Annotated in this window: 17 protein-coding genes and 2 pseudogenes; 9 read left to right on the top strand and 10 right to left on the bottom strand. The window is 57.3% G+C overall.

Annotated features, from left to right (window positions below; all coding sequences use genetic code 11):
• Nucleotides 1-19: 19 nt before the first annotated feature.
• The 7 genes and pseudogenes from RCH91_RS15270 to RCH91_RS15240 form a co-directional block, all read right to left on the bottom strand.
• A pseudogene (locus RCH91_RS15270) lies at nt 20-2,242 on the bottom strand (aldehyde ferredoxin oxidoreductase family protein); the annotation flags it as partial.
• A gap of 319 nt (nt 2,243-2,561) precedes the next feature.
• On the bottom strand, nt 2,562-3,332 hold the full coding sequence (locus RCH91_RS15265) for a cyclohexa-1,5-dienecarbonyl-CoA hydratase (protein ID WP_306535842.1): 771 nt from the start codon (nt 3,330-3,332) through the stop codon (nt 2,562-2,564).
• 78 nt (nt 3,333-3,410) lie between these two features.
• Nucleotides 3,411-4,484, bottom strand: coding sequence for a 6-hydroxycyclohex-1-ene-1-carbonyl-CoA dehydrogenase (had, locus tag RCH91_RS15260; protein ID WP_306535841.1), 1,074 nt, complete (start codon nt 4,482-4,484; stop codon nt 3,411-3,413).
• Nucleotides 4,485-4,675: 191 nt separating this feature from the next.
• Nucleotides 4,676-5,593, bottom strand: coding sequence for an electron transfer flavoprotein subunit alpha/FixB family protein (locus RCH91_RS15255; protein ID WP_306535840.1), 918 nt, complete (start codon nt 5,591-5,593; stop codon nt 4,676-4,678).
• Between the two features lie 10 nt (nt 5,594-5,603).
• Nucleotides 5,604-6,380 (bottom strand): electron transfer flavoprotein subunit beta/FixA family protein, encoded by a 777-nt coding sequence (locus tag RCH91_RS15250; RefSeq protein WP_306535839.1) that lies wholly within the window; start codon nt 6,378-6,380, stop codon nt 5,604-5,606.
• A gap of 316 nt (nt 6,381-6,696) precedes the next feature.
• Nucleotides 6,697-7,923: a hypothetical protein gene (locus RCH91_RS15245; protein ID WP_306535838.1), complete on the bottom strand. Its 1,227-nt coding sequence runs from the start codon at nt 7,921-7,923 to the stop codon at nt 6,697-6,699.
• 181 nt (nt 7,924-8,104) lie between these two features.
• The gene (locus tag RCH91_RS15240; protein ID WP_306535837.1) at nt 8,105-11,233 is read right to left on the bottom strand and encodes a GH3 auxin-responsive promoter family protein; all 3,129 of its coding nucleotides are present in this window, start codon (nt 11,231-11,233) and stop codon (nt 8,105-8,107) included.
• Nucleotides 11,234-11,401: 168 nt separating this feature from the next.
• On the opposite strand from RCH91_RS15240, the gene RCH91_RS15235 reads away from it, so the two are divergent.
• The 3 genes from RCH91_RS15235 (at nt 11,402) to RCH91_RS15225 (ending at nt 15,318) form a co-directional block, all read left to right on the top strand.
• A complete protein-coding gene (locus RCH91_RS15235; protein ID WP_306535836.1) occupies nt 11,402-12,388 on the top strand; it encodes an alpha/beta fold hydrolase in 987 nt (328 codons plus the stop codon).
• Nucleotides 12,389-12,390: 2 nt separating this feature from the next.
• On the top strand, nt 12,391-13,542 hold the full coding sequence (locus RCH91_RS15230; RefSeq protein WP_306535835.1) for a mandelate racemase/muconate lactonizing enzyme family protein: 1,152 nt from the start codon (nt 12,391-12,393) through the stop codon (nt 13,540-13,542).
• Between the two features lie 219 nt (nt 13,543-13,761).
• On the top strand, nt 13,762-15,318 hold the full coding sequence (locus RCH91_RS15225) for a Fic family protein (RefSeq protein WP_306535834.1): 1,557 nt from the start codon (nt 13,762-13,764) through the stop codon (nt 15,316-15,318).
• Nucleotides 15,319-15,368: 50 nt separating this feature from the next.
• Here RCH91_RS15225 and RCH91_RS15220 read toward each other — a convergent pair whose 3' ends face one another.
• Together RCH91_RS15220 and RCH91_RS15215 are read right to left on the bottom strand one after the other, a co-directional pair.
• Complete coding sequence (locus RCH91_RS15220; protein WP_306535833.1) at nt 15,369-16,571, bottom strand: type II toxin-antitoxin system HipA family toxin; 1,203 nt, start codon at nt 16,569-16,571, stop codon at nt 15,369-15,371.
• Complete coding sequence (locus RCH91_RS15215; RefSeq protein WP_306535832.1) at nt 16,568-16,807, bottom strand: helix-turn-helix domain-containing protein; 240 nt, start codon at nt 16,805-16,807, stop codon at nt 16,568-16,570. Before RCH91_RS15215 ends, RCH91_RS15220 begins: the two co-directional genes overlap by 4 nt.
• Nucleotides 16,808-17,035: 228 nt before the next feature.
• Between RCH91_RS15215 and RCH91_RS15210 the strand changes: the two genes are divergently transcribed.
• The 6 genes from RCH91_RS15210 (at nt 17,036) to RCH91_RS15185 (ending at nt 20,437) form a co-directional block, all read left to right on the top strand.
• Nucleotides 17,036-17,197: a hypothetical protein gene (locus tag RCH91_RS15210; RefSeq protein ID WP_306535831.1), complete on the top strand. Its 162-nt coding sequence runs from the start codon at nt 17,036-17,038 to the stop codon at nt 17,195-17,197.
• Between the two features lie 198 nt (nt 17,198-17,395).
• Nucleotides 17,396-18,634, top strand: a complete 1,239-nt coding sequence (locus RCH91_RS15205; protein WP_306535830.1) for an MFS transporter — start codon at nt 17,396-17,398, stop codon at nt 18,632-18,634.
• 12 nt (nt 18,635-18,646) lie between these two features.
• Nucleotides 18,647-18,937, top strand: coding sequence for a putative quinol monooxygenase (locus RCH91_RS15200; RefSeq protein WP_306535829.1), 291 nt, complete (start codon nt 18,647-18,649; stop codon nt 18,935-18,937).
• Between the two features lie 13 nt (nt 18,938-18,950).
• Nucleotides 18,951-19,733 carry an alpha/beta hydrolase gene (locus tag RCH91_RS15195; protein ID WP_306535828.1) on the top strand — a complete coding sequence of 261 codons (783 nt, stop codon included), beginning with the start codon at nt 18,951-18,953 and terminating at the stop codon, nt 19,731-19,733.
• A 172-nt stretch (nt 19,734-19,905) separates the two neighbouring features.
• A complete protein-coding gene (locus RCH91_RS15190) occupies nt 19,906-20,145 on the top strand; it encodes a hypothetical protein (protein ID WP_306535827.1) in 240 nt (79 codons plus the stop codon).
• A 4-nt stretch (nt 20,146-20,149) separates the two neighbouring features.
• The gene (locus RCH91_RS15185; protein ID WP_306535826.1) at nt 20,150-20,437 is read left to right on the top strand and encodes a hypothetical protein; all 288 of its coding nucleotides are present in this window, start codon (nt 20,150-20,152) and stop codon (nt 20,435-20,437) included.
• 64 nt (nt 20,438-20,501) lie between these two features.
• Here RCH91_RS15185 and RCH91_RS15180 read toward each other — a convergent pair.
• Nucleotides 20,502-21,173 (bottom strand): annotated as a pseudogene (locus tag RCH91_RS15180) (Bpu10I family restriction endonuclease); the annotation flags it as partial.
• Between the last annotated feature and the right edge of the window lie 138 nt (nt 21,174-21,311).

Raw genomic sequence — 21,311 nt, 5'->3', positions numbered from 1 at the left:
TGCGGACGGGAAATGCCGCTTCGTTCTCAAGGACCACCGTGCCGTTGACAATCAGGCTCATGGATCCATCTTCGAGTTTGTCCACGGCACGGGGGAGCCTTTTTGCGAGCGCATCTCTCAGCTCCGCAGCGGTTGCCACGGGCTGATCGACAATGACTGCCCCTTCAGGAGCCCCCGGGAAGCCAAAGGGGAGCTTCACCGTGACGGCAAATCCGGTGGCAACCAGGGCAAGACGGCGGTGCCACTCCAGGGACGGAACACCCGCGCTGTTCAACCCCGTGATTGAATAAAAGCGGGCCTTCATCTCTTCGAACTGTGTCCTGTCGATCTTCTCCCCGGCAAAGGGGCCGACAGTGATTTCCTCGTCGAACCACCGGTCGGGGAGCGTGTCGTCCTTCTCGGTCAATCCCAGGCGGGCATTTATGAGCCGCTCGATTCCCGTGATGTTGCGCCCCACCTCGTCAAGCTCGCCAGGGGTGAATTCCTCTCCTGTCAGCTCCTTCAGCTGCCGGGCGAAATCATCGTAGTCGGCGGTGGAAGGGGAGTTGAACAGCTTGGTCGCAAAGCGGCAGATGCCGACGGCGTCGCCGACAGCGTAGATGTTCTCGCAGCGGCGCACGGCATATTCCTTCCCTACGTAACTGTTGGGCTCCGGCGCCACATGGCCGCCATAGAGAGCGGTCTTGAGCTCCCGGTTGTCGTTGATCTTGGCGTTGATCTCCAGGGTGGGGCGGTTTCGCAGGTGGTCCATGCCGCGGGTCGCGACTGCAAGACCCAGGGCGAACCCCTTGAGGATCCTGGCATCGTGGGGGTCCGACTGGAACAGGCCCTTGACGGCCATTCGGTATTTCAACGCCTCCGCAGGATATTTGCCCCGCTCCACAGCCCTCGTGGAGTCGGCGATGACGTCGCCGAACCCTTCCCGCCGGGCGGCCATGAAGAGGAGTCTCTCGACCACTTCGTAATTCCCCCAGGTGAGCTCAAGCCCGCCGGTATCCTCCCTGGTGATGATGCCCCGCTGATAGAGCTCCATGGCCCAGGAGATGGCGCTGCCGGCACTGGCCGAATCGAGGCCGAGTTCGTTGAGGATATTGTTCAGACGCAGCACCTGTTCCGGTGCGCTGATGCCGATCATCGGCCCCATCTTCTGCAGGGTGACGTATTCGGGGCCATCCCCCTTGTCGTACCGGTCGAACGTCCCGTCTCCCCTGATGCCGTTATAGGCCTTCTCCTTCTTGTGCTCCACGTCAGCCTGGCGCTGGTCGTAGCTGGCATTGCCGGTCAGCCCCTTGAGGGCGTTGGCCCCCCACCCCCCTTTCCCTTCCGGAGTAAGGTCGTTAAGCGGACGGCAACGGACCGGGCACCGGAGACAGCCATCCATGCCGGGCCGATAGACGTCGAAATTATCGGCGTCGAGGGAATCGCCCCAGCTGGTCTCCTGGTTGTTCTTTGTCCCCATGGCGCCGAGGATTCGGCTCGGTTTGTAGAGAAAGGGGGTGCCGACGGTCTGCAGGGCATTCTTGATAACGCTGGTGGAAAGTATCTTTTTGGCTATATCCTTATTGTTCTCCTTGAAGGATGGCGACAGGGAGGGGTGATCGCACTTCCCGAGGATCATGACCGCCTTGAGCCGAAGCGAACCCATCTTGGCTCCGGCTCCTCCCCGGGCATAGATCGCCTTGACCCCGCCCATGATGCCGGCACAGAGGGTGAGGTTCTCACCGGCGCTGGTGATCCGGACCATGGCCATATCCTTCCGTTCGGTGCAGGAGAAATCCCGCTCTACGGCATGGGCAAGGTCGGAGTTGTCCATTCCCCGGTAGGGAGTGGCATCGTGAAAGGAGACTTCCTGCTTCGTTACCCGCAGCAGGGTCCATTGGGGAGAACGGCCAAAGAGGACCAGGTGGTCATAGCCATGCTGCTTGAGATAGGTGGGAAAGGCGTCGCCGCAGCTGCTGTCGAGGATTGCGTTGCTTTCCGGCGAGATGCCGCTGACGTTGCCGCGGGTTGCGGTCGGAACGACGCCGGTCAGGGCTCCGCTGCCGAAGATCAGTGGGATCTCCGGGTCCAGCGGTTCCTTGCCGTCGACCATGAGATTGTAAAGCAGGTACATGTTCCCGCCGCGATTGGTGAGAAAGGTGCGCACCGCCTCCACCGGGAGGTATCTGGAAAAAAATTCCCGGCGTTCCAGGTCGACGAAAAGTACCGCTCCCTGGGTTGGATACTGAGGCTTGTCGTGCATGCGCGCCGACAGCTGCTCAACTTTTGCCCTGATGTCCATGACAATCTCCTGGCAAACATCGTTGTCTGCAATCTTGTCCGGCAGAAATACAATGCATCAATAGTTAGGTTTTTACATATTTTTCTAAATAGTTGTATTTATAACTCTGTTCTATCAGTTTAAATAGATACTAATAAACCCATTCACCGTGCTTGGTGGATGGGATGTGAAAAACCGGGGCAGGCATGGCGTCCTGCCCCTTGAACCAACAATGAAAGGAGTAACTACTGGTACTTCCTGAGCCTTGGGTTGTGCCGGCTCTATGGTAAACCGCTCACGTTCAGCGATCTTCCCAAACAACGGGGCGCTTGCCGAGGAAGGCATTCAGACCTTCAACGGCGTCATGGGTTGCCATCAACTCTTCGAGATACAACTTTTCCACCGCGGCTATTTTCGCTTTGGTCCGCTCAAGAACGCCGATCCGTGCCGCGCGCACGGCGAACCGGAGGGAACTGGCGCTGAGCCCCGCAAGGTGTTCGTCGAAATAGGCAACCGCTGCCTGCTCCGGATCTTCGGCCACCGCGGTAACCAGACCGATGCGGAAGGCTTCCTCCGCGCTGATGCTGCGGCCCGAGAAGAGGAGATCCTCGGACTGGGTCTTGCCGATCCTCTCCGGCAACAGGCAGGACGCAGCAGGGGCAAAAACGCCGATCTTGATTTCCGGCTGCCCCAGCATCGACCCCGGAGCCGCAAAGATCAGATTGCCTGCCGCAGCCACCTCAAGCCCGCCCCCCAGACACTGGCCGCGCACCGCAACCAGCAGAGGGACCGGGCATTCCAGCATCTGCACAACCAGGGCATGAAGCGTTTTCAGCATGGCGGCGCAGGAGTCGGGCATGTGTTCTTCAACGCTGGCGCCAAAGCTGAAATGGGGGCCTTCCGCGTCCAGAAGCACGGCCCGAAGCCGCGCACTGGACAGATGCTCCGTGAGTGCTGCCTGCAGTGCCGCGATCATTGCGGCATCCACGATATTCGCCTTGGGACGGGCCAGCCGCAGACGCAGCAGCTTCCCGTCCTTTTCCAGCCATACCTTGAGAGGGCTCTCGCTCATGGTTATATACTCCTCCACGCTATCAGAATTTCTGCTGTTTCGCGGGGCATCGCTGCCCCGCCGATTATTATCGGAAACTTACCGACCGGGAACCAGGATGGCCCGCCGGGTCAGTTTGTGGGCATGGGCCGCGTCAAAGACCTCGTTGATTTTTTCCAGGGGATGTTTCTCGATAAATGGCGCCAGGGCGATCTTTTTGTCGAGCACCATGTCGAGCGCTGCCGGATAGAGCTCGGTAAGACAGCCCCAATTGCCCAGAGCCCGGGCATGGAAGGCCATCAGATTGGAGAGGCGAAGTTCGATCTTGTCCATGGTGAAACCCACCACCGACAGGGTTGCGCCAAAGGTCATCAGGCCGAAGGCGGTGTCCTGGCCAGGGGCGCTGCCGGAGCATTCGAAGATCTTCCAGCAGGTTTCCGGCAAGCCTTTTTCCTTGACGAAGTTCTGGATGACTTTTTTCAGCTCTTTCCCCTGAAGCTCCCGTGCATTGATGGTGAGGCCGGCGCCGTACTTGGCCATGTTGTCCAGCTTTGCCTGGTCCACGTCGATGGCAACGACAGTGGCACCCATGGCATGGGCAATCTGTACGGCATAGCCCCCTACGCCGCCGATACCGATCACGATGGCCAGATCACCCTTTTGAACTTCCGCCTGAACGACAGCCTGGTAGGGGGTGGTTACGGCGTCGGCGACGACAGAGATGTCCGCCAGTTCAAAGCCTGCCGCGGCAAGTTTTTTTTCATCGACGGCACAGAGGCCCCGGGCCGGCACCTTGATATGGGTGGCAAAGCCCCCCTGGATGTCGTTGCCCGGCATCTGCTGCTGGCGGCAGATGGTGCCATGCCCTGAAAGGCACAGATCACAGACTCCGCAGGGAATGACCGCAGGGATCAGCACTGCCTTGCCTTGCCAGGCCTCTGCCCCCTTGCCTGTGGCGACCACCCTGCCGCTGATCTCGTGCCCAAGGGCCAACGGAAAGCCATTGTTGACACGCACGCCATCGTAATAAAAACCCAGGTCGGTATGGCATACCCCGCAGCCGGCAACCTCAACCACCACTTCATTGTCAGACGGCGGAGTCGCGTCAAAATCCGCCTTAACCATGGGTTCGCCCACGGCAGTCATTGTCCAGCGATGCGGTGCAGTGCTCATTGTCCTTCCTCCTTGTCACGTTTTTTCACTCTAAGTGCGTATGAATCATCTGCTTACAATCCGAACCAATATATGCAACTTGGTACCTGTTTACCAATTTATAGATAAATTTGTCCCCTGAAGGTGAAAGAACCCGGGGTAGGCACGCCTGCCCTACCCCTTTGTCAGGACATGTCAGTTATCTGTGAGTTCTATTTCTGGAGCATTCCCGTCAAGGCCGGCACAAACTGCAGGACATCGGCAACGACCAGTACGTCTGCTACTTCGCCGATGGGTGCATCCTTATCCTTGTTGATGGCTACGATAAAATCCGACTTCTTCATTCCCGCAAGGTGCTGAATTGCACCGCTGATGCCGCACGCCACATAGAGCTTGGGACTGACCGTCTGGCCCGTGGTCCCCACCTGGTGGCTATGCTCGACCCACCCGGCATCCACCACCGGACGGCTTGCTCCCAACTCTCCACCCAGGGCCTTGGCAAGGCTCGCGATGACCGGCACGTTTTCCTTTTTCCCAACTCCCCGCCCGGCGCTGACGATTACCTCGGCCCGGGTAAGATCCACATCCTTCTTCTCCGCCGGCTCATAGCCGACAAATTCCAGACTCGAAGCCCCATCGGCAAGATCGATCCGCTCCAACTGCGGAACCCCCTGGGAGGCGTCGGTAACACTGAAGGCCCCGGCCTGGATGGTAAGAACTGCCTTTCCCGTCGTCGGGGTAACGTTCCGCCGAAGTTTGGAATTGCAGATGCCGACCTCGAATTTTCCATCAACAATGTTGACGATCTCGGAAATCTGGGCGGCTTTCAGGGTTGCGGCAACACGCGGAGCCAGATCCCAGCCATAGGAGGAATGGACGAAAACGATGTAGTCCGGATTTTCCCGCTCAACCGCCGCAAGGACGATCTTTTTATGGACATCCGGATTGTATTCGCCGTATTTGCCGGCATCGGCCAGATAGACCGTGCCATTGACCTTGGGAACCTCAGCCTCGCTCCCGATCAGGACCATCGCCTTCTCGGCCCCCAGCTTATCGGCAAAGGCCGCCAGTTCGTAGCTTGCGTCGAGGAGTTTTCCTTCCCGGTATTCGCAGATGAGTAGCGCTTTCATGCCTTACCTCCTATCTCAGTACTGCCGTTTTTTCTTTGAGGATGCCAATGAGCTGTGCCGCCATATCGTTCAAGTCCCCTTCCAGAACGATGCCGCCACCCTTTCTGGCCGGAGGATGAACACTGGTCGTGGTAGCCAGCGCCTCTTCCTTGAGAATGTCCGCAACCGGAATGGACAGAATTTCCTTCTTCTTCGCCTTCATGATATTGGGCAGGGTTGGATAACGGGGGACATTAAGGCCAAGTTGGCAGGTAACCAGCGCCGGCGTCTTGAGCTTCACCACCCCCTTCAGGCCCCCTTCAAGCTCCCGCTTCGCCGTGATGACACCATCGCTGCAGGCAAAACCGACCAACGTCGTGGCACAGGAATAGCCGAGCTGCTCGGCAACCGTTACACCCACCTGGGCCGACCCCCGGTCCTGGGACTGCATGCCGGCAAAGATCAGGTCGAATCCCTTGTCCTTGGCAAATGTGGCAATGATCGAGGCAATCTGCCACGGATCCTTGAGGGACGAAACCGGGTCCTGGACATGCACGCCCCGATCGCACCCCATGGCAAGGGCCTTTTTGAGCGCTTCCTGAACCCTGTCGGGGCCAATTGAGATCACGGTCACATCGGCCGCGTCTCCCAGTTGCTCCCTGAGTTGCACGGCCTGTTCTACGGCATACTCGTCATACTCATTCATCCTGAAGGCGAGATCTGCTTCGTCATACCAGTTTCCTGAACTGTTTGCCTTGAACCGTGACTCCATGTCGGGAACCTGCTTGATACACACGAGTACTTTCATAGAAACCTCCACGATCTTTACCTTGGTTCGTTATCCTCAGCTCCATAACCCTTGAACCCACTGGTTCAGCAAAATCCTGCTGACCAGCAAAACCCGTTTAACGCTTAATTTGGTATAAAGGTACTATTTTACTTTTTAGGTGTCAAGCAATTATTTTTTCGCCGCATGGGAATATAAAACATATTATTGCATTGAAACGTTAGCCCGTGGCGCTACTGGGATTGCGAACAGAAGGAGGATATGCGTAATTTTTTGGATTCTTCGGTAGGGAGTTCGGCGCATAAAATGAAAAAGCGTTTGCCCCATAGCCGGGCATCTACAACCTGCCCAGGAACATCTTTCGGAAATCGATGCTGACCCTCTCCTCGACTTTTTGCAGTTTGAATCCCCGCCTGAGGACATCCTCTTCGATCTCTTTCATGTGCAAGGCTCCCCAAGGGATGACGACGGTGTCGTAGCGTTCAAGGGCCTTCCCCAGATGGCGGATCACTTCCCTGTTCCTCCGGTAGAGGATGTCGTCCATGATGACCTCATACATGTGCGGGGTGATGCTCTTCTTCGCCCAGGTGTTGATGGTCATAAGCCCGTTCACGAGGGAGGGGCTCTCCTTCAGGTGCTTGCCGATGGTGTCGAGGAAGAGGATGGTGGGCGGACGAAAGGTACTCACATCCACATCGGCCCTGAGGATATCGGCCGGTCCCGCATGCTTCTCTTCCCCCGCGCCACGAGCCCGGACCTGCGGAGCCTCAAGAGCGTCCTCCTCGATGAGCCTTCCCCGGAAAAGCATCGTGTCCTGGGAGGTCAACCCCAGGAAACCGGCAACTCTCCCGTAATCCAGCCTGTTACGCAGCAGGTTGCCGTTGTCGGTGACCCCTTCGGCCAGCACGATGGTCCTGCCCGGAGGGATTGATCCCATCAGTCCGTCATAGTATTCCTTCTCCCCCATGTGAATCATGCTTACAAGCCGTATTGTCCGGCTGTCGCGCCGGTAGACCCGCTCGGCCATGGAGAGCCCGCAAGGCCCAAGGCGCATGAAACCCGAGGTATACTCGGCCATGTACGAGTTGGCCGCGGAGAGTATGAGCATCGTCAGGGCAACAGGAATGACAAACAGGTTAACCGCACTGAAGATCAGGGTGTTCCTGAGGCTGAATAGCGGGGCGTCAAACATCGTTGGAGGCATCGTCAGACTGCGTCCCCCCGCATTTCGGAAACGGGAGAGGGGGAGCATGCAGAGCGCGAGCTGTGCGGCCGCAGCAAAGAGTCCATAGGCACGGTTTCCGGCGAGAGACGAAAATAACCAGGTGAACAGGGGGCACAAGAAGACAAACAGGGGGATAAAAACCCGCTTGGGGAGCCGCCGGTCGATGCCGAGGCAGAGATAAACCGCAACCGCCATGAAGATGACCGCGTTGGCCAGGATGCTTCTGGCTTCCGCAAGGGGTAACACCGGAGAAAAGAGAAGGGACACGATCTCGTCAAGAAGGGAGATCCCCCCATCAGCAAGAAACAGGATCAGGAACAGGTTGGCAAAGACCCTCATCGGATAGCTTCCAGTATCAATGAGGGATCCACTGCCCCATCACCAGGTTCAGGATTTGCGCATGATGATATAGAGAAAGTCATTTGTGACCCGCTGGCTTCCCCTTCTTCCGCTGGACAGCGGCAGATCGCAGGAGGCATTGAGGCAACCTACGGAACGCAACCATGATGTGAAGACTCGCTCATCCCGCAGACTGACGCCGCCTCCAATCAATATCAAGGGTTCGAGCGCCGATCGACGCCGACGGCTGGACCTCCAGTCCGAGGGACCGGATCTGCTGGAGATTCTCCTGCCACCAGCGGCGGGCTTCCGAGTCCGACCATTCGTTGGCAAAATCCATTGAAGCCAGCCGGGTGGCGACCTCCCCGGCACTGCTCGGACGATCATCGGGGTTTTTGGCCAGGCAGGCCAGAACCAGCTCATCCAGCGCGGCGGGAATGGGGACCGCGCAGCGCTCCGAGGGGCGAGGCGGCGGGGCATGCACCACCTGGTTGCAGATTTCGGTGTTGCTGGACCCGGGAAAGGGAATGTCGCCGGTCAGCAGGAAAAACGCCACCGCCCCCAGCGAATAGATATCGGCCCGGGCATCGGTTAGCTCCGGGTTGGTAAGCCGTTCGGGAGCTATGTAGCCGGGCGAGCCGAAAACCCCCTGGCCGGACGCTTCCACGGGGTCGGGCCGTTTGGCCTTCTGCACCAGGCCGAAATCGAGCACCTTGACGAAATCGGGAATGCCGCCGCGCTCGCAGAGGATTATGTTTTGCGGCTTGATGTCACGGTGGATCAGGCCGCGTCCATGGGCCTCGGCCAGCGAGGCGCACACCTGGCGAAGAATGTGCACCACCCGCGCCGGGGGGACTGATTTTTCGAGCCTGACCAACTGATCGAGATCAATCCCCGGCAGGTATTCCATGGCATAATAGAAAACCCCATCGGGAGTGCGGCCATAATCATAGACCGTGACGGTGTTGGGATGGGTCAGTTCGCTGGTGAGATGAACCTCTTTCTCGAAACGGGCGAGGCCATCGGTATCGGTCTGGTCCCCTTTGAACAGCTTTATCACCGTCGGGCGACGCAGCATGGCATGGCGTGCCAGGTAGACCGTGCACATGGGCCCCTCGCTGAGCTTCTCCACGAGGGTGTACTGGCCGAGTTGGACGATGTGGCGGCGCAGCTGTTTAATAATTCGGAAGGAAATGGCAAGGGCGAGGAGAAGCGTAGCGAGCAGGGCCAGAAGGCCCCAGAAGACCAGACGGATGGGCCACAGCGCCTGCAGCGCCTCGACCCGGCTCAACTCGGTAGCCACTCCAAAGTCGTATTCGGTCAGCCAGCGCCAGGCCCCGACTGCGGAGACCAGCAGGATGGTCGCCATGACCGCCCAGAGCAGGCCGCGGCGACCGGCAGTGCGATTTTTCGGATAGGCGACCGGCTCCTGGCCCAGCTCCCGTCGAGTTCCACCACGACTTTGAGCGCGGACTGAATTTCCACCGTCTTTTGCGGGAGCGGTGCCAGCCCCTTCGTCTTGACCTGGAAAACGCGCATGCTCTCCTGCTGCTTGTGGGTCCGCTTGTTCCCCGCCTCGCCCATGAGATGGAGGACCGGGTTGCACTGCCCCAGTCAGTTCCACCACAGCTTCGAGCTCGGGCCGAATTTTCGCCGTATCTTCCGGGAGCGGTGCCAGAAGCTGGGTCTTGACCTGAAAGGCGCGCATTCCATTTTCGACCTGCTGTTTATGGGCCCGCTCGTACCACCCCTCGCGCATGAGATGGAGGACCGGGTTGCCCAGCCTCAGCGAGTCGCGCTTGGCCTTGTATTCGATATTGATCTCCTTCAGCTGCCGATCGAAGGCTTCGAGGAACTTCCTGGCGGTTTCCGGGCTGGTCCGGGTGGTGAACTCTACCCTCAACAGGTAGCGGCTGGCTTCCTCGTCGGCCTCGGCGCGGAAGTGCTCGGGGGTGGTGCCGGTCTCCCTGGCGGCCTCCTGCACGGCGGTTATGACCTGGTTGACGCTGACCTTTTCGCCGGTCAGGTTGGTCATGCCGCGCCCCTTGCGCTGAAAGACGATCTGCGGGGTCTGGTTGTAGCGCCCGGTTACCCGAATGACGTCGTTGATGTCGTAGCGGTAGAGACCGCCGGTGGTGGTGATGAGGATGTAGTAGTCCTTCTCCTGCTCCAGTTCGCCGACGGTCAGGACATTCCACGATTCCGGGGAGTCCGGTTTCGCCTCCAGGTCCTCCACCGGGACGAACTCGAAAAAGTTGCTGGCCACGGTCAGCACCCCCTGGCTCCCCTCGTCGGAGAGAGGAACCGAGCAGCGCGCCTCGCTGGAGAGAAACCCCCAGTCCCGCACCGGTACCGGGCGCCGCCCCTCGGGGTCGAACCACTCGGGGAACGTATCCAGGTAATGCCCCACCGTACCACCCTTCCAGCAGCCGATCAGGCTGAGCCGTGGCCAGTAGTCGGCCGGGATGAGACGGCCGTCCCGCCGCCTGCGGGCCTCTTCCAGACGCCGGGCAACGGCCGGGTTCGGCTTCAGCAAGTGCTGCAGGGCCTGGCGGATTCGTGGTTCGACATCAAATTTTTCCGACAGAGTGCCGTCGCGAAGGTCGCGGATGAACTCTTCGCTGAACTCATCGGCCTTTTCGCATAGCTTGAGTATCGAGGAAGGGTTGGCGGTGGCCAGAAAGCGGATGTCCTGCTCCAGGGCGAGGCGCATGACAGCGTAATACTTGGCGGTATAGTCGGAGATTTCGAAGACGTCATACGGAATGGCATAGGCGCGCTTGACCAGGCCGGGCATGTTCCTGTACATGTGCCCCGAGGTGGCGCCGAAAGGAAGCCCGCAGGTGGTATGCCCCTCGATCGCCGGCGAGACCAGGGTGACCACCTTCGCATCGAAGATATCGGGGTGGTCGCGCAGGGCGTGGGCCATCCAGGTGCGCATGACGTCCTTATGCTCGCGCCCCTGGCAGGTGGGGGTGACCGGGATGTATTTGGGGTCGCCGGTGGTGCCGCTGGTCTGGGCGAACATGACCGGATCCTCGGCGGTAAAGATGTTCTTCTCGCAGGCCACCACCCGGTCTATGTCGGCCTTGATATCCTCATACGTGATGACCGGCACCTGCTTCTGGTAGTCGGCGATGGTCTTGATTGAACCGAAACCGTAGCGACGGCCGTACTCGGTGTCGGCGTTCCTGCGGACCATGTCGAGAATCTTTTCCTGCTGGATGCGGGCCGGGTCGCAGGTGGCCGCTTCGAATCGCTTTGCGGATTGATGGCTCACGAACCGCATTGCCAGGGAAGCGAGGGACATGGTTACTATCTCCTTACTGTGTGGGCTTCCCTCTTCGGGAAAATGTACCAAAACCTTTAAAATCGGCCTGAGTTGTTGCAAGTATGCCCTTGCCTGTTAAATTGTCAATGTAAGTGCTCATGGCTAAAGGGTAATCAACACTGGCAGATAACTATGACAGGCAATCCCATGGGAGCTGTAATCCGACACGTTTTACTTCTGTTGCTGTCCGTTCTCGCCTCCGGCTGCGTGGCTTCCATTCCCCCATCTGGGCCTGCGGATCTTTCCGAATCCTGGGGAAAGGAACTCCCCCTGCCGAAGGAGATGGCCGCAGCCCTGGCCAAAGGCGAGGTAGCCTTCCTGCCCGGGCCGGGGGAGGCTGCCATCCCGGTGCGGATTTTCGGAGCAGCGGGGACCCTGTCGCCGGTGCTCATGACCCACGGGCTCCAGAGCCATTCCGGATGGTTCGTCCAGTCGGCCGCCCTCCTGGCCGCCCGGGGGCACCCGGTCTATGCCTTTGATCGCAGCGGTTCGGGACTGAGCCGGGCCCCCCGCGGCGACAGCAAGGACTTCATGGCCTGGGCCCGGGAAATCGATGCCGTCGCCCAAGAAGCCATGAAACGGCACGGCACCGGGCAGGTCTACCTGCTCGGCCACTGCTTCGGGGCGATTCCGGCGGCGGTTTACGCCTCCGGGCATCCCGACCGGATCCGCGCGCTCATCCTCACCTCCCCGGCGATCTACACCCATACCACCCTTGCCTGGCGGCAGACCGTGAGAATCCTTCTCTGGCCGGCCGGAAGCATGGATTTCGCCGTCCCCTCCCCCCTGGAAACCGAGTGGTTCTCCGAACTGGACGACTACAAACGGTTCATTGCCGCCGATCCCCTGGCCCTGCGGGAGGCCACGGGAGATTTCTACTGGCAGATCTTCCGGGCCCGCCGCTACCTTTCGGCGAATACCGAAAAATTGACCATGCCGGTATTCGTCGCCCTTGCCGGAGCGGATCCCATTTCCGACAGCGAGAAAAACAGCGCCTGGTTCGAGAGCCTCCCCGCCGCACGGAAGGCGCTCATCCGCTATGAGAATGCACGCCATATCCTGGAGTTCAGTCCCGACCGGGACCGGTTTTTTGCCGATCTCGATCACTGGCTGGCTTCGGTCGAAGAGCCCTGACCATGGCCGGCATCGCCCAGTTCGAGCTCTTCAGTGTCGACCTCCCCTTTCGCAGGCCCTTCGCCCACGCGGCGGCCGTGCGCACCACCTCCGAAAGCCTGATACTCAAATGCGTGACCACCTCGGGCCACACCGGCTTCGGCGAGTGCCTTCCCCGCCACTATGTATCCGGGGAAACCCGCGACAGGGTTTTCGACCTGCTGGCGAGCAAGGTCCTGCCGCGCCTCAAGGAGATGAATTTCGCCGGCTTCGAGGAGGTCCTCGCCTTTCTGCGCCAGTGCGACGGCAAAGCGCCTGCCGACTGGGTCCCCCCACACATCCGGCAGACCGCAGCCTGGGCGGCCGTGGACCTGGCCCTGCTCGACGCCTTCGGGCGCGAATTTCAAACCCCCATCGAGCTGGTGCCGGGGGCCCGACTTCCTGCTGATTTTCGTTACAGCGCGGTCTTTTCGGCGACCCCGGGCCTCACGTTCATGAAAACCGCCCTTGCGTGCCGGCTGTACGGCATCCGCCAGGTCAAAGTGAAGGTAGATGACGAAGGGGGGGAACGGATGGTGGCTTTCGCCCGGCGCCTGCTGGGGACCGGCTGCGACCTTCGGGCCGACGCCAACATGGCCTGGGATGTGGAGACCGCCCTGCAGATCATGCCGAAACTTGCCCGCAACGGGGTACGAATGTTCGAACAGCCCGTCGCCGCCGACGACCTTGCCGGACTGGCCCGCCTGGTCCGGGAAACGGGACTCGGCGTCATGGCCGATGAGAGTCTCACCGATGCCGAGTCCCTCGAGACCCTGATCGCTGAAAAAGCCTGCACCGCAGTCAATGTGCGCATCTCCAAGTGCGGAGGGTTGCTGGCCTCGTACAACCGGTGCCGGCGGGCGCTGGAGGCGGGCTTGACGGTCCAGATCGGCTGCCAGGTCGGCGAGAGTTCGCTCCTGAGCGCGGCCCAGCTCATCCTCATCGCCGCCGTCGGTCAGGTCACCTACGGCGAAGGGTGCTTCGGGCGGCATCTGCTGCGGCACGATCCGGCGGTCCCCCTGCTGCAGTTCGGCTACGGCGGACGCCCGCCGGAACGTCCCTCGGATGCGGGTCTCGGCGTTTCCATGAATGAAGACCGGCTACGGCCCTTTGTCAGCAGGAGGGTTATCGTGTGAGAAGGAGTGATGATGAATCGAGAGGATAGTTAGTTTAAAGTAGAGGAAACCGGACGCTCTACCCGATGCGCGGCGCTGACTCGCCGGCGTGGCTTCTTTCATTTTTCATTTTTGTACAGAATAATTTTGTTGCTGCAACACACAATAACCTAGCGTTGACAATACGCTATAATCTAGTTACCGTAAGTCACAATAATCTAGCAATGAAAGAGATATGCAATGGCAACAACACCGGCACAACGCAGGCTTGCCGATGCTTTAACTGCCCTGAAAAAATTGCAGGACGACGGAAAAACCGCCATAAAATCAGGTGACTTGACGCGTATCCATCGCGAAAGTCTTGTCAAGAACGGTTTCCTCCGACCGATTGTCAAGGGTTGGTATATGCCCTGCCGACCTGGCGAAGAGACCGGTGAAAGCACACCATGGTATGCGGCGATGCGTGACTTCATCCAGAGCTATTGCACAGAGCGGTTTGGTGATCAATGGCATGTGTCAGCAGAATACTCACTGTTTCTGCACACGGGAAAGAGTATTACACCGCAGCAGGTTGTGATCCATTCGCCGCTTGGTCAAAACGGCCTGCTGAAGCTGCCTAACAATTGCTCGATTCTGGACTACAAGGTAAAGGATAATATTCCCGCCGGGAAAATCCAGGTGGTGGAACGAATCCGCGTTCTAACACTGCCGGTGGCACTCATCCGGGTGCCGGAAGCATTTTTCACTACCTATGCCCAGGATGCCCATATCGCTCTTCATCAGTTGCGGGATGCGTCGGATCTCAACCGGGAACTGCTTGAAGGGGGCCATAGCACTGTTGCCGGGCGTCTCGCCGGGGCCTTGCGGGCGTCGGGGCGCGGAGATCTCGCGGACAATGTGCTGGCAACCATGCGAGCGGCAGGATTTGTGGTCAATGAGTCAAATCCCTTCAGTGTCACACCGCCAAGCCTGGCGTTCTCCAGAGCCCAATCGCCCTACGTCCTGCGGATGCGTCTCATGTGGCAGGCAATGCGAGAGACCGTTCTGGACTCTTTCCCGCCAGAGCCCGGCATTCCGACCGACATTGAGAAATTCATGGAAGCCGTCGAGGAAAACTACAAGACCGATGCCTATCACTCTCTCTCAATCGAAGGGTACCGCGTCACCCCGGAACTTATTCAAAAAGTTGCCACCGGCGACTGGAATCCGGACAGTAATGACTCTGACGCGGAAATGAAGAACGCCATGGCAGCTCATGGCTACTGGCTTGCCCACAATGAGGTTAAGGCAACGATCAGAAGCATTTTGACAGGGGCAAAACCCGGTGCAGCTTTCCGCCGGGATCACCCTTCATGGTATCGCAGCCTTTTCGCGCCCAATGTCGATGCCGGATTCCTGAAACCGGCGGATCTTGCCGGTTACCGGACTGACAAGGTATTGATCAGGGGGGCAACCCATGTTCCGCCTTCCCAGGATGCAGTCCGTGACATGATGCCGGAATTGTGCGACCTGCTGGAGACTGAACCCAACGCAGCAGTACGAGCCGTTCTGGGACATTTTCTGTTTGTGTACATCCATCCGTATTTTGACGGCAATGGGAGATTGGGTCGCTTCCTGATGAATGCCATGCTGGCTTCTGGCGGGTATCCGTGGACGGTAATCCGGATTGAACAGCGGAGTGATTACATGGCGGCCCTTGAGGCAGCAAGTTCGCGTGGGGAAATTAAACCGTTTGTGGAATTTATCGCAAGTTCGATGCCGTTACCGCAAGGCCCCAATCTGAAATTGCGTCGTTAGGCGAGAGCAGCAGCGTGTTGGACAGCATCCTGGAATGAACGCTGCCGAGCTCATTCGGAAAAGGTTTCCGTCACTCCTTCGCTCCAGGCGGTCAGCATCCGCTTCCCTACTTCCTGAAACTCCGGGTGCCCCGCCATGTACGCAGCCACCATGTCCCGGGTGTCGTTCACTCCCTCCGCCACCTCTTCGATAATGTGCCCCACCTTACCAACCGGCAATGCAAGGTGAGTCACAGCAAATTTCTCCAGGGTCTTCCGGGGCCACCACTTCTTGGTGCCTGTCAGGGAGAGCGCAGGGACATCCCGAGGGATGTAGGCCGTCGTTGTTGCCATATCGTACACGGGTGCCAGCCGGACCGGCTGCCCGGGCCGTTCGTACAGTACACCGAAATTCTTCAGGTGGGCATCGCCATTCCGTATCATGCAGGACAGGACGAGGGAGGCGAAAAACTGTTCGCGGGATGACTGCAGGAACTCCCCCGATACGAAATCCTTGATCGACCGCGCTACCCGTTCATAGGTGCTGCCGTATTTCTGTGCCGTGCCCACGGCCTGCAGTGAGCACATATCCTCGAAGCCCAGGGGAGATCCTTCCGGGTCCAGGTCGAACCGCTTCATCACGAACAGCCCGCCGTTTTCCGAGAGATGGAATTCCGGCACCGGCAAGCCGGCCCGCCTGGCTGCGGTCATGCAGAAGAATTCATTCGCCGCCAGGTGCGGATAATCGGCTCCCCATGATTTCACGATGTAACCGCCGACGGCGGCGGTTCCCCGCTCCGTCGCGTCCAGCATGACCTTCGGCTGCACGCCGGAGATGCCGGACCGGAGGGCATACCTGGCTACCAGGTCGTGAAACAGTTCCTCCGTGTCGGGGTAGGACAACAGCTCTTCCAGCGATTCGGCAGTTTCCGCGATGCCGGGAGCAGAATCCTCCGGCAAGGAAAAGCGGTTGCGTCCGATCTGGTTGCCGCCGGTGATGCGGAGTATGGTCAGATCGTCTTCACCGGCGAGCTTTGCGATGGCGCGTCGGATAGTCTCAAGGAGCGCCCCTTCCGGCAGGTTCATCTGGAAAACAGGGTGGAGATCCCGACTCAGCCAGCTCTCCAGGCGCACCGGCATGGTGAGCGATACCTGGGCATCCAGTCGCTCGGCGGCCTGATCGTAGGCAAAGACATACTGCCGCTGGTCCATGGTCCGATCCAAAAGGCCGGCCCGGCAGGCAGCGGCCCATACAGCCAGAGCATGCGCGCTCATTTCTCGCCCCTAAGCTCATCCAAGGTCGGAGGGGCTCCAGCAGGCCGCACCCGCAGCTCCAGGCTGAGATACTCCAGTATCCTGATCAGCTTGCGGACGCCGATTTCCTGGACGGTTCCCGACTCGATCTGGCTGATCGTGGCGCGGCTCATCCCCAGATCCCTCGCCATCTTTTCCTGGGATATCTTCCGGCGCTTGCGCTCTTTGCGTATTTCTTCACCGATCATGAACATCATGGATGTATCATATGTGATGCAATAAACGCTTTCAAGTAAATATTGTTTTATATAGGGAACATTTTGGAGATGCCGCCAGCAGGCTCCCTTCCCCGCGCCAGGCGATTTGCAAACGTATCGGAGCGTGCATTTAGGTGTTGACGCATAATTGATTGGCAACCAATCCTTGACTCACCGATATACCGGTTATATTTTCGCTGAAAACACTAAGTGTATCGGTGGCCGATCATGCAGACGACACCGGCTCGGGAGCTGGCCTGTTTCCAGAAACCGCTGGAAGGGCATGAAGCCGCAGAATCAATACTGGTGACCAACGACTATGAAGATGTAATCGATACCACTGGCGGCAGGGTTCAGTGCATTCCGGCGGTAAAATTCATCATGGGATGAATGAATCCTACCTGGAGATATTCGGGCAGTGTGAGACACAATGCTGCTTTGAAACGCTCCAGTTCGAGGATTACGACAAGGTTGTGTTCAACTATTTTGATCCGGAAGAACAGAAGCAGCGTTGTAAAACCGTATTCCCCGAGGATTGCCGGAAGGCGTATGAGCTTGGGACAAGGCTGGTAGCGAAAGGTTGACCAATTGAGTATTAAAAAACCGGTATTCACTGCCTACGAAAAATTCGTCATCGCAATTCTTTCACTGCTGCAGTTCACCGTCATCCTGGATTTCATGGTTCTTTCACCCCTTGGCGCCATCCTGATGCCGGAGATGGGTATATCAACCTCGCAGTTCGGACTGGTTGTTTCAGTCTATGCGTTCAGCGCCGGGACATCAGGACTGCTTGCCGCCGGATTTGCCGACAGTTTCGACCGCAAAAAGATGCTCCTGTTCTTCTATCTCGGCTTTGTCCTGGGAACTCTCTTCTGCGGCGTTGCCCATACGTATCCGTTGCTGCTCTGCGCCAGAATTATCACCGGGATATTTGGTGGAGTCATCGGCTCGATCTCAATGGCAATAATCACCGACGCTTTCAGGATGGAAGTCCGTGGCCGGGTTATGGGCTTTGTGCAAATGTCCTTTGCCGCGAGCCAGGTCCTTGGCATTCCGATCGGTCTCTACCTTGCGACCAGTCTCAGCTGGCATGCCACGTTTCTGATGATTGCGGCACTGGCAGCTGTAATCGGGGTTCTCATTGCCCTGAAATTGAAGCCGATAACCGGCCACCTCAGTAGAAAGCATGACAAAAGCGCATTTCAGCACCTCTGGCATACGGCATCCAACCCCTTTTACATCCGCGGCTTCATGGCAACGATCCTGCTTGCCACCGGCGGCTTCATGATCATGCCGTTCAGCAGCGCGTTTCTGGTAAACAATGTCCTGATCCCGGAAACCAGGCTCTCGATAATTTTTTTCATCACCGGACTGTTTACCATTGTTACCAGCCCGATCCTGGGAAGACTCAGTGACCGGCTGGGGAAGTACCGAATCTTTGTTTTCGGCAGTCTGTTGTCGATGGTGATGGTGACGATCTATACCCACCTGGGACCGAATCCGATCTGGATAGTAATCCTGACGAACGTAATCCTTTTCATGGGGATCTCTTCCCGGATGATTTCATCATCCGCACTCATCTCCGGGGTGCCGAATGCCGAAGATCGCGGCGCATACATGGGGATAAACTCAGCGATACAGCAGGTCTCTGGAGGTATTGCCTCATTCGTGGCAGGGCTCATTGTCTTTCAGCCCGCACAGAACGCGCCGTTGCAGCATTACGATACCGTTGGCTATGTCACTGCATGTACCATGCTGATTACGATGGTTATGATGTATTTAATCGACCGGGAAGTAGCTAAAAAACTTAATATTATTCATGTCTGAACGGAGGAACGTATGTCCAAGGTAACAATAGTGGCAAAGGTCACGGCAAAGAGTGATCAGATAGAAGCGGTAAAGGCCGAACTCCTGAAAATGATCGCCCCAACCCGGCACGAGAATGGGTGCATCGAATACCGGTTGCACCAGGACAATGATAATCCGGAAGTTTTCATATTCTATGAGAACTGGGAATCTGCCGAATGTGTCGAAAGGCACATGAACTCACAGCACTTCAAGGCATACGTTGCCGCGGTGGCAGATCTGATCGCTGACAAGGCAGTGTACAGAATGACGGAAACAGTTTGAGAGACAAGAAGCGATGAACAATTCACTGCTCGATCATCCAACTCTTTCCGCCCGTTATTTCTATCCCTGGCCGAACCATTTCGAGAATCCGTTTTTCGTCACTGGCGATGGCTACCGCCTGGGGTGCCGCTACCTGAAGGTTTCCGATAATTTCCCGACGATCATTCATTTCCACGGCAACGGCGAGAGTGTTCAGGATTATCTGGGGGATTTCGAGCAGCGCATTGCCGGGTTGGGAGCCAATCTGTTGCTGGCTGAATTCCGTGGCTACGGCATGTCGAGCGGAGAGCCAGCGTTGGCCGCCATGCTGGAGGATGTCCGGCTGATCGTTGAAGCAAGCGCCATCCCGCCGGAAGATATCATCTTCTTCGGCAGGTCGCTCGGCTCCCTGTACGCCCTGCATGGCGCTTCACTGTATCCGCAGGCGGCAGGACTCATCATTGAAAGCGGGCTGGCCGATCCTCTTGAGCGGATTCTGGTCCGAATCGAACCGCGTGACGTGGGCGCAACTATGGATGAACTCAAGGCTGCAGTTGGCCGTCATTTTAACCAGCAGGCAAAAATCTCCTCGTTTACCGGCAGGGTGCTGATCATGCACACCCGCAATGACGACCTGGTATCGGTCAGTCATGCCGAGCGGCTCTACGAGTGGGCCAATGAGCCAAAGGAGCTGGTGATATTCCAGCGGGGCGACCACAACACTATCCTGCCGGCCAACGAAGAAGAATATTTTGCGAAAGTCAGAGATCTGGTCCGCCAGGTCTCGACAGGATTGCCAACGAAGAGTGATTCGTGAAAGCCATGGCTTATGACAAGTCAATTGAACTGCGGGTTGACTGCTTGATCAGGGGGACCAATGTCTGAACGGAGAAAGGTATGCCGGAATTACTGGATAGAGATGTGAGTCTTATTACATTCTTAAGGTCCGCAAGGTCATCAACCACATCCTTGAGGTGGATCTCCCCTTCGTGAACCGGATCGAGCCCCGGCAGATTTCCAAGATAAAAAAACTTCTCTACCTGCTGTCAACCGGTGTACCATTCGTGCCGAACATTCCCAAGCTGGCCGAAGCAACGGATATTTCCCGCCCGCGCCTGTACGAATACCTGGAAAAATTGCAGGATGCCCGGCTGCTGAATCTTGTCAGTTCAGGGAAGAGGCTACGAGGTTCTGACCAAACCGGAAAAGATCCTGCTGGAGAACAGTAACCTGATGTATGCCATTTCCGAAGAGGTAAATACCGGTTCACTGCGGGAACTGTTCTTCGTTAATCAGATCCGCAATGCCAGTACCATTCATCCGCAGTTGATCGAGAGCACTGTTGAGGTGTCGGGTCAAGGGGACTTTATCGTCAAAGGGCAGTACACCTTCGAGATCGGTGGCAAAGTGAAGGGCTTCCGGCAGATTAGTGGTGTTGAGAATGGGTATGTGGTGGCGGATGATATCGAAGTTGGTTTTAAGAACAAGCTGCCGTTGTGGGTGTTTGGGTTTATGTACTGACAGAGGAATTAGGTATGATGTCCCTGGAATTCCCCCGGAATTCCCCCGTCAGACGAGCTGGCTTTCAGATTAGGTAGCCTCGCTCTAAACCGTGAGCTACACCACCTTCCCAATCACTGGTGAGGAATGCACGAACGTTGTTGAAACAGTGAATGACCACGTCAGCGTAGATCGGATTCTTGACGTAATCCTCATCGTATCTGAATTCACGGTCTGTATTCTTCTGTTTTCTGAGAACATAAATTTGATCAATCTTAAACTTTTTTAAGTTAACTGCATCCGTGAGCTTCAACCACTCTGCTATTACTATGTACACAGCGTTTGGGTTTTTCTGTTTTAGTTGTTCTGCAGCTGTAGATGCGTCCTGAAGCATCGTTTTATCCAGATATGTTTTGCACTCTATTGCAACAGCTGGGATATCCCAATCATGCTCCTCTGGGACCTCAGAACCAAGACATTTCATTACAGCATTGACTGTAACTCCTATTGCAAAGTCATGATCTTTTCTCTCAATCAAAGCATAAGGAGTAAGTATCATTTGATTATACGAGGTGGCTCTAAAAAATATATCTTTGAAGGAATGAGACTTGCCAATCAAGGCAAACTCAGATATGGCGGCGACCATGTCTTTGAACAAATAGTACATGAACTCTTCTAAAACAGAAGAATGCAAGTTTGATCTGGAATCGAACTTCTCCGCATAATGCTGTTGATCAAGAAAGTCTTTATACTCGTTATTACCACGGCAATTAAATAGTGCATAAAAAGCCGGTTTGTGATATCGTTCGGGCATGGAAAAGATCGATGCACGAACACTGAATCAAGAAGCGCAGGAGGCCTTGCGGAACCAGATCATAAGGCTGCGCAGGGCTGG

The organism is Geobacter sp. (genome assembly GCF_030834625.1).
Lineage (GTDB): Bacteria > Desulfobacterota > Desulfuromonadia > Geobacterales > Geobacteraceae > Geobacter.
The sequence above is the reverse complement of the archived record's forward strand: the minus strand, read 5'-3'. Positions and strand labels throughout refer to the sequence as shown.

Bases quoted from the DNA above. Each gene is read 5' to 3' on its own strand.
- RCH91_RS15265 (WP_306535842.1), bottom strand. From the start codon at position 3,332: ATGAGCGAGAGCCCTCTCAAGGTATGGCTGGAAAAGGACGGGAAGCTG.
- had (WP_306535841.1), bottom strand. From the start codon at position 4,484: ATGAGCACTGCACCGCATCGCTGGACAATGACTGCCGTGGGCGAACCC.
- RCH91_RS15255 (WP_306535840.1), bottom strand. From the start codon at position 5,593: ATGAAAGCGCTACTCATCTGCGAATACCGGGAAGGAAAACTCCTCGAC.
- RCH91_RS15250 (WP_306535839.1), bottom strand. From the start codon at position 6,380: ATGAAAGTACTCGTGTGTATCAAGCAGGTTCCCGACATGGAGTCACGG.
- RCH91_RS15245 (WP_306535838.1), bottom strand. From the start codon at position 7,923: ATGAGGGTCTTTGCCAACCTGTTCCTGATCCTGTTTCTTGCTGATGGG.
- RCH91_RS15240 (WP_306535837.1), bottom strand. From the start codon at position 11,233: ATGTCCCTCGCTTCCCTGGCAATGCGGTTCGTGAGCCATCAATCCGCA.
- RCH91_RS15235 (WP_306535836.1), top strand. From the start codon at position 11,402: ATGGGAGCTGTAATCCGACACGTTTTACTTCTGTTGCTGTCCGTTCTC.
- RCH91_RS15230 (WP_306535835.1), top strand. From the start codon at position 12,391: ATGGCCGGCATCGCCCAGTTCGAGCTCTTCAGTGTCGACCTCCCCTTT.
- RCH91_RS15225 (WP_306535834.1), top strand. From the start codon at position 13,762: ATGGCAACAACACCGGCACAACGCAGGCTTGCCGATGCTTTAACTGCC.
- RCH91_RS15220 (WP_306535833.1), bottom strand. From the start codon at position 16,571: ATGAGCGCGCATGCTCTGGCTGTATGGGCCGCTGCCTGCCGGGCCGGC.
- RCH91_RS15215 (WP_306535832.1), bottom strand. From the start codon at position 16,807: ATGATGTTCATGATCGGTGAAGAAATACGCAAAGAGCGCAAGCGCCGG.
- RCH91_RS15210 (WP_306535831.1), top strand. From the start codon at position 17,036: ATGCAGACGACACCGGCTCGGGAGCTGGCCTGTTTCCAGAAACCGCTG.
- RCH91_RS15200 (WP_306535829.1), top strand. From the start codon at position 18,647: ATGTCCAAGGTAACAATAGTGGCAAAGGTCACGGCAAAGAGTGATCAG.
- RCH91_RS15195 (WP_306535828.1), top strand. From the start codon at position 18,951: ATGAACAATTCACTGCTCGATCATCCAACTCTTTCCGCCCGTTATTTC.
- RCH91_RS15185 (WP_306535826.1), top strand. From the start codon at position 20,150: ATGTATGCCATTTCCGAAGAGGTAAATACCGGTTCACTGCGGGAACTG.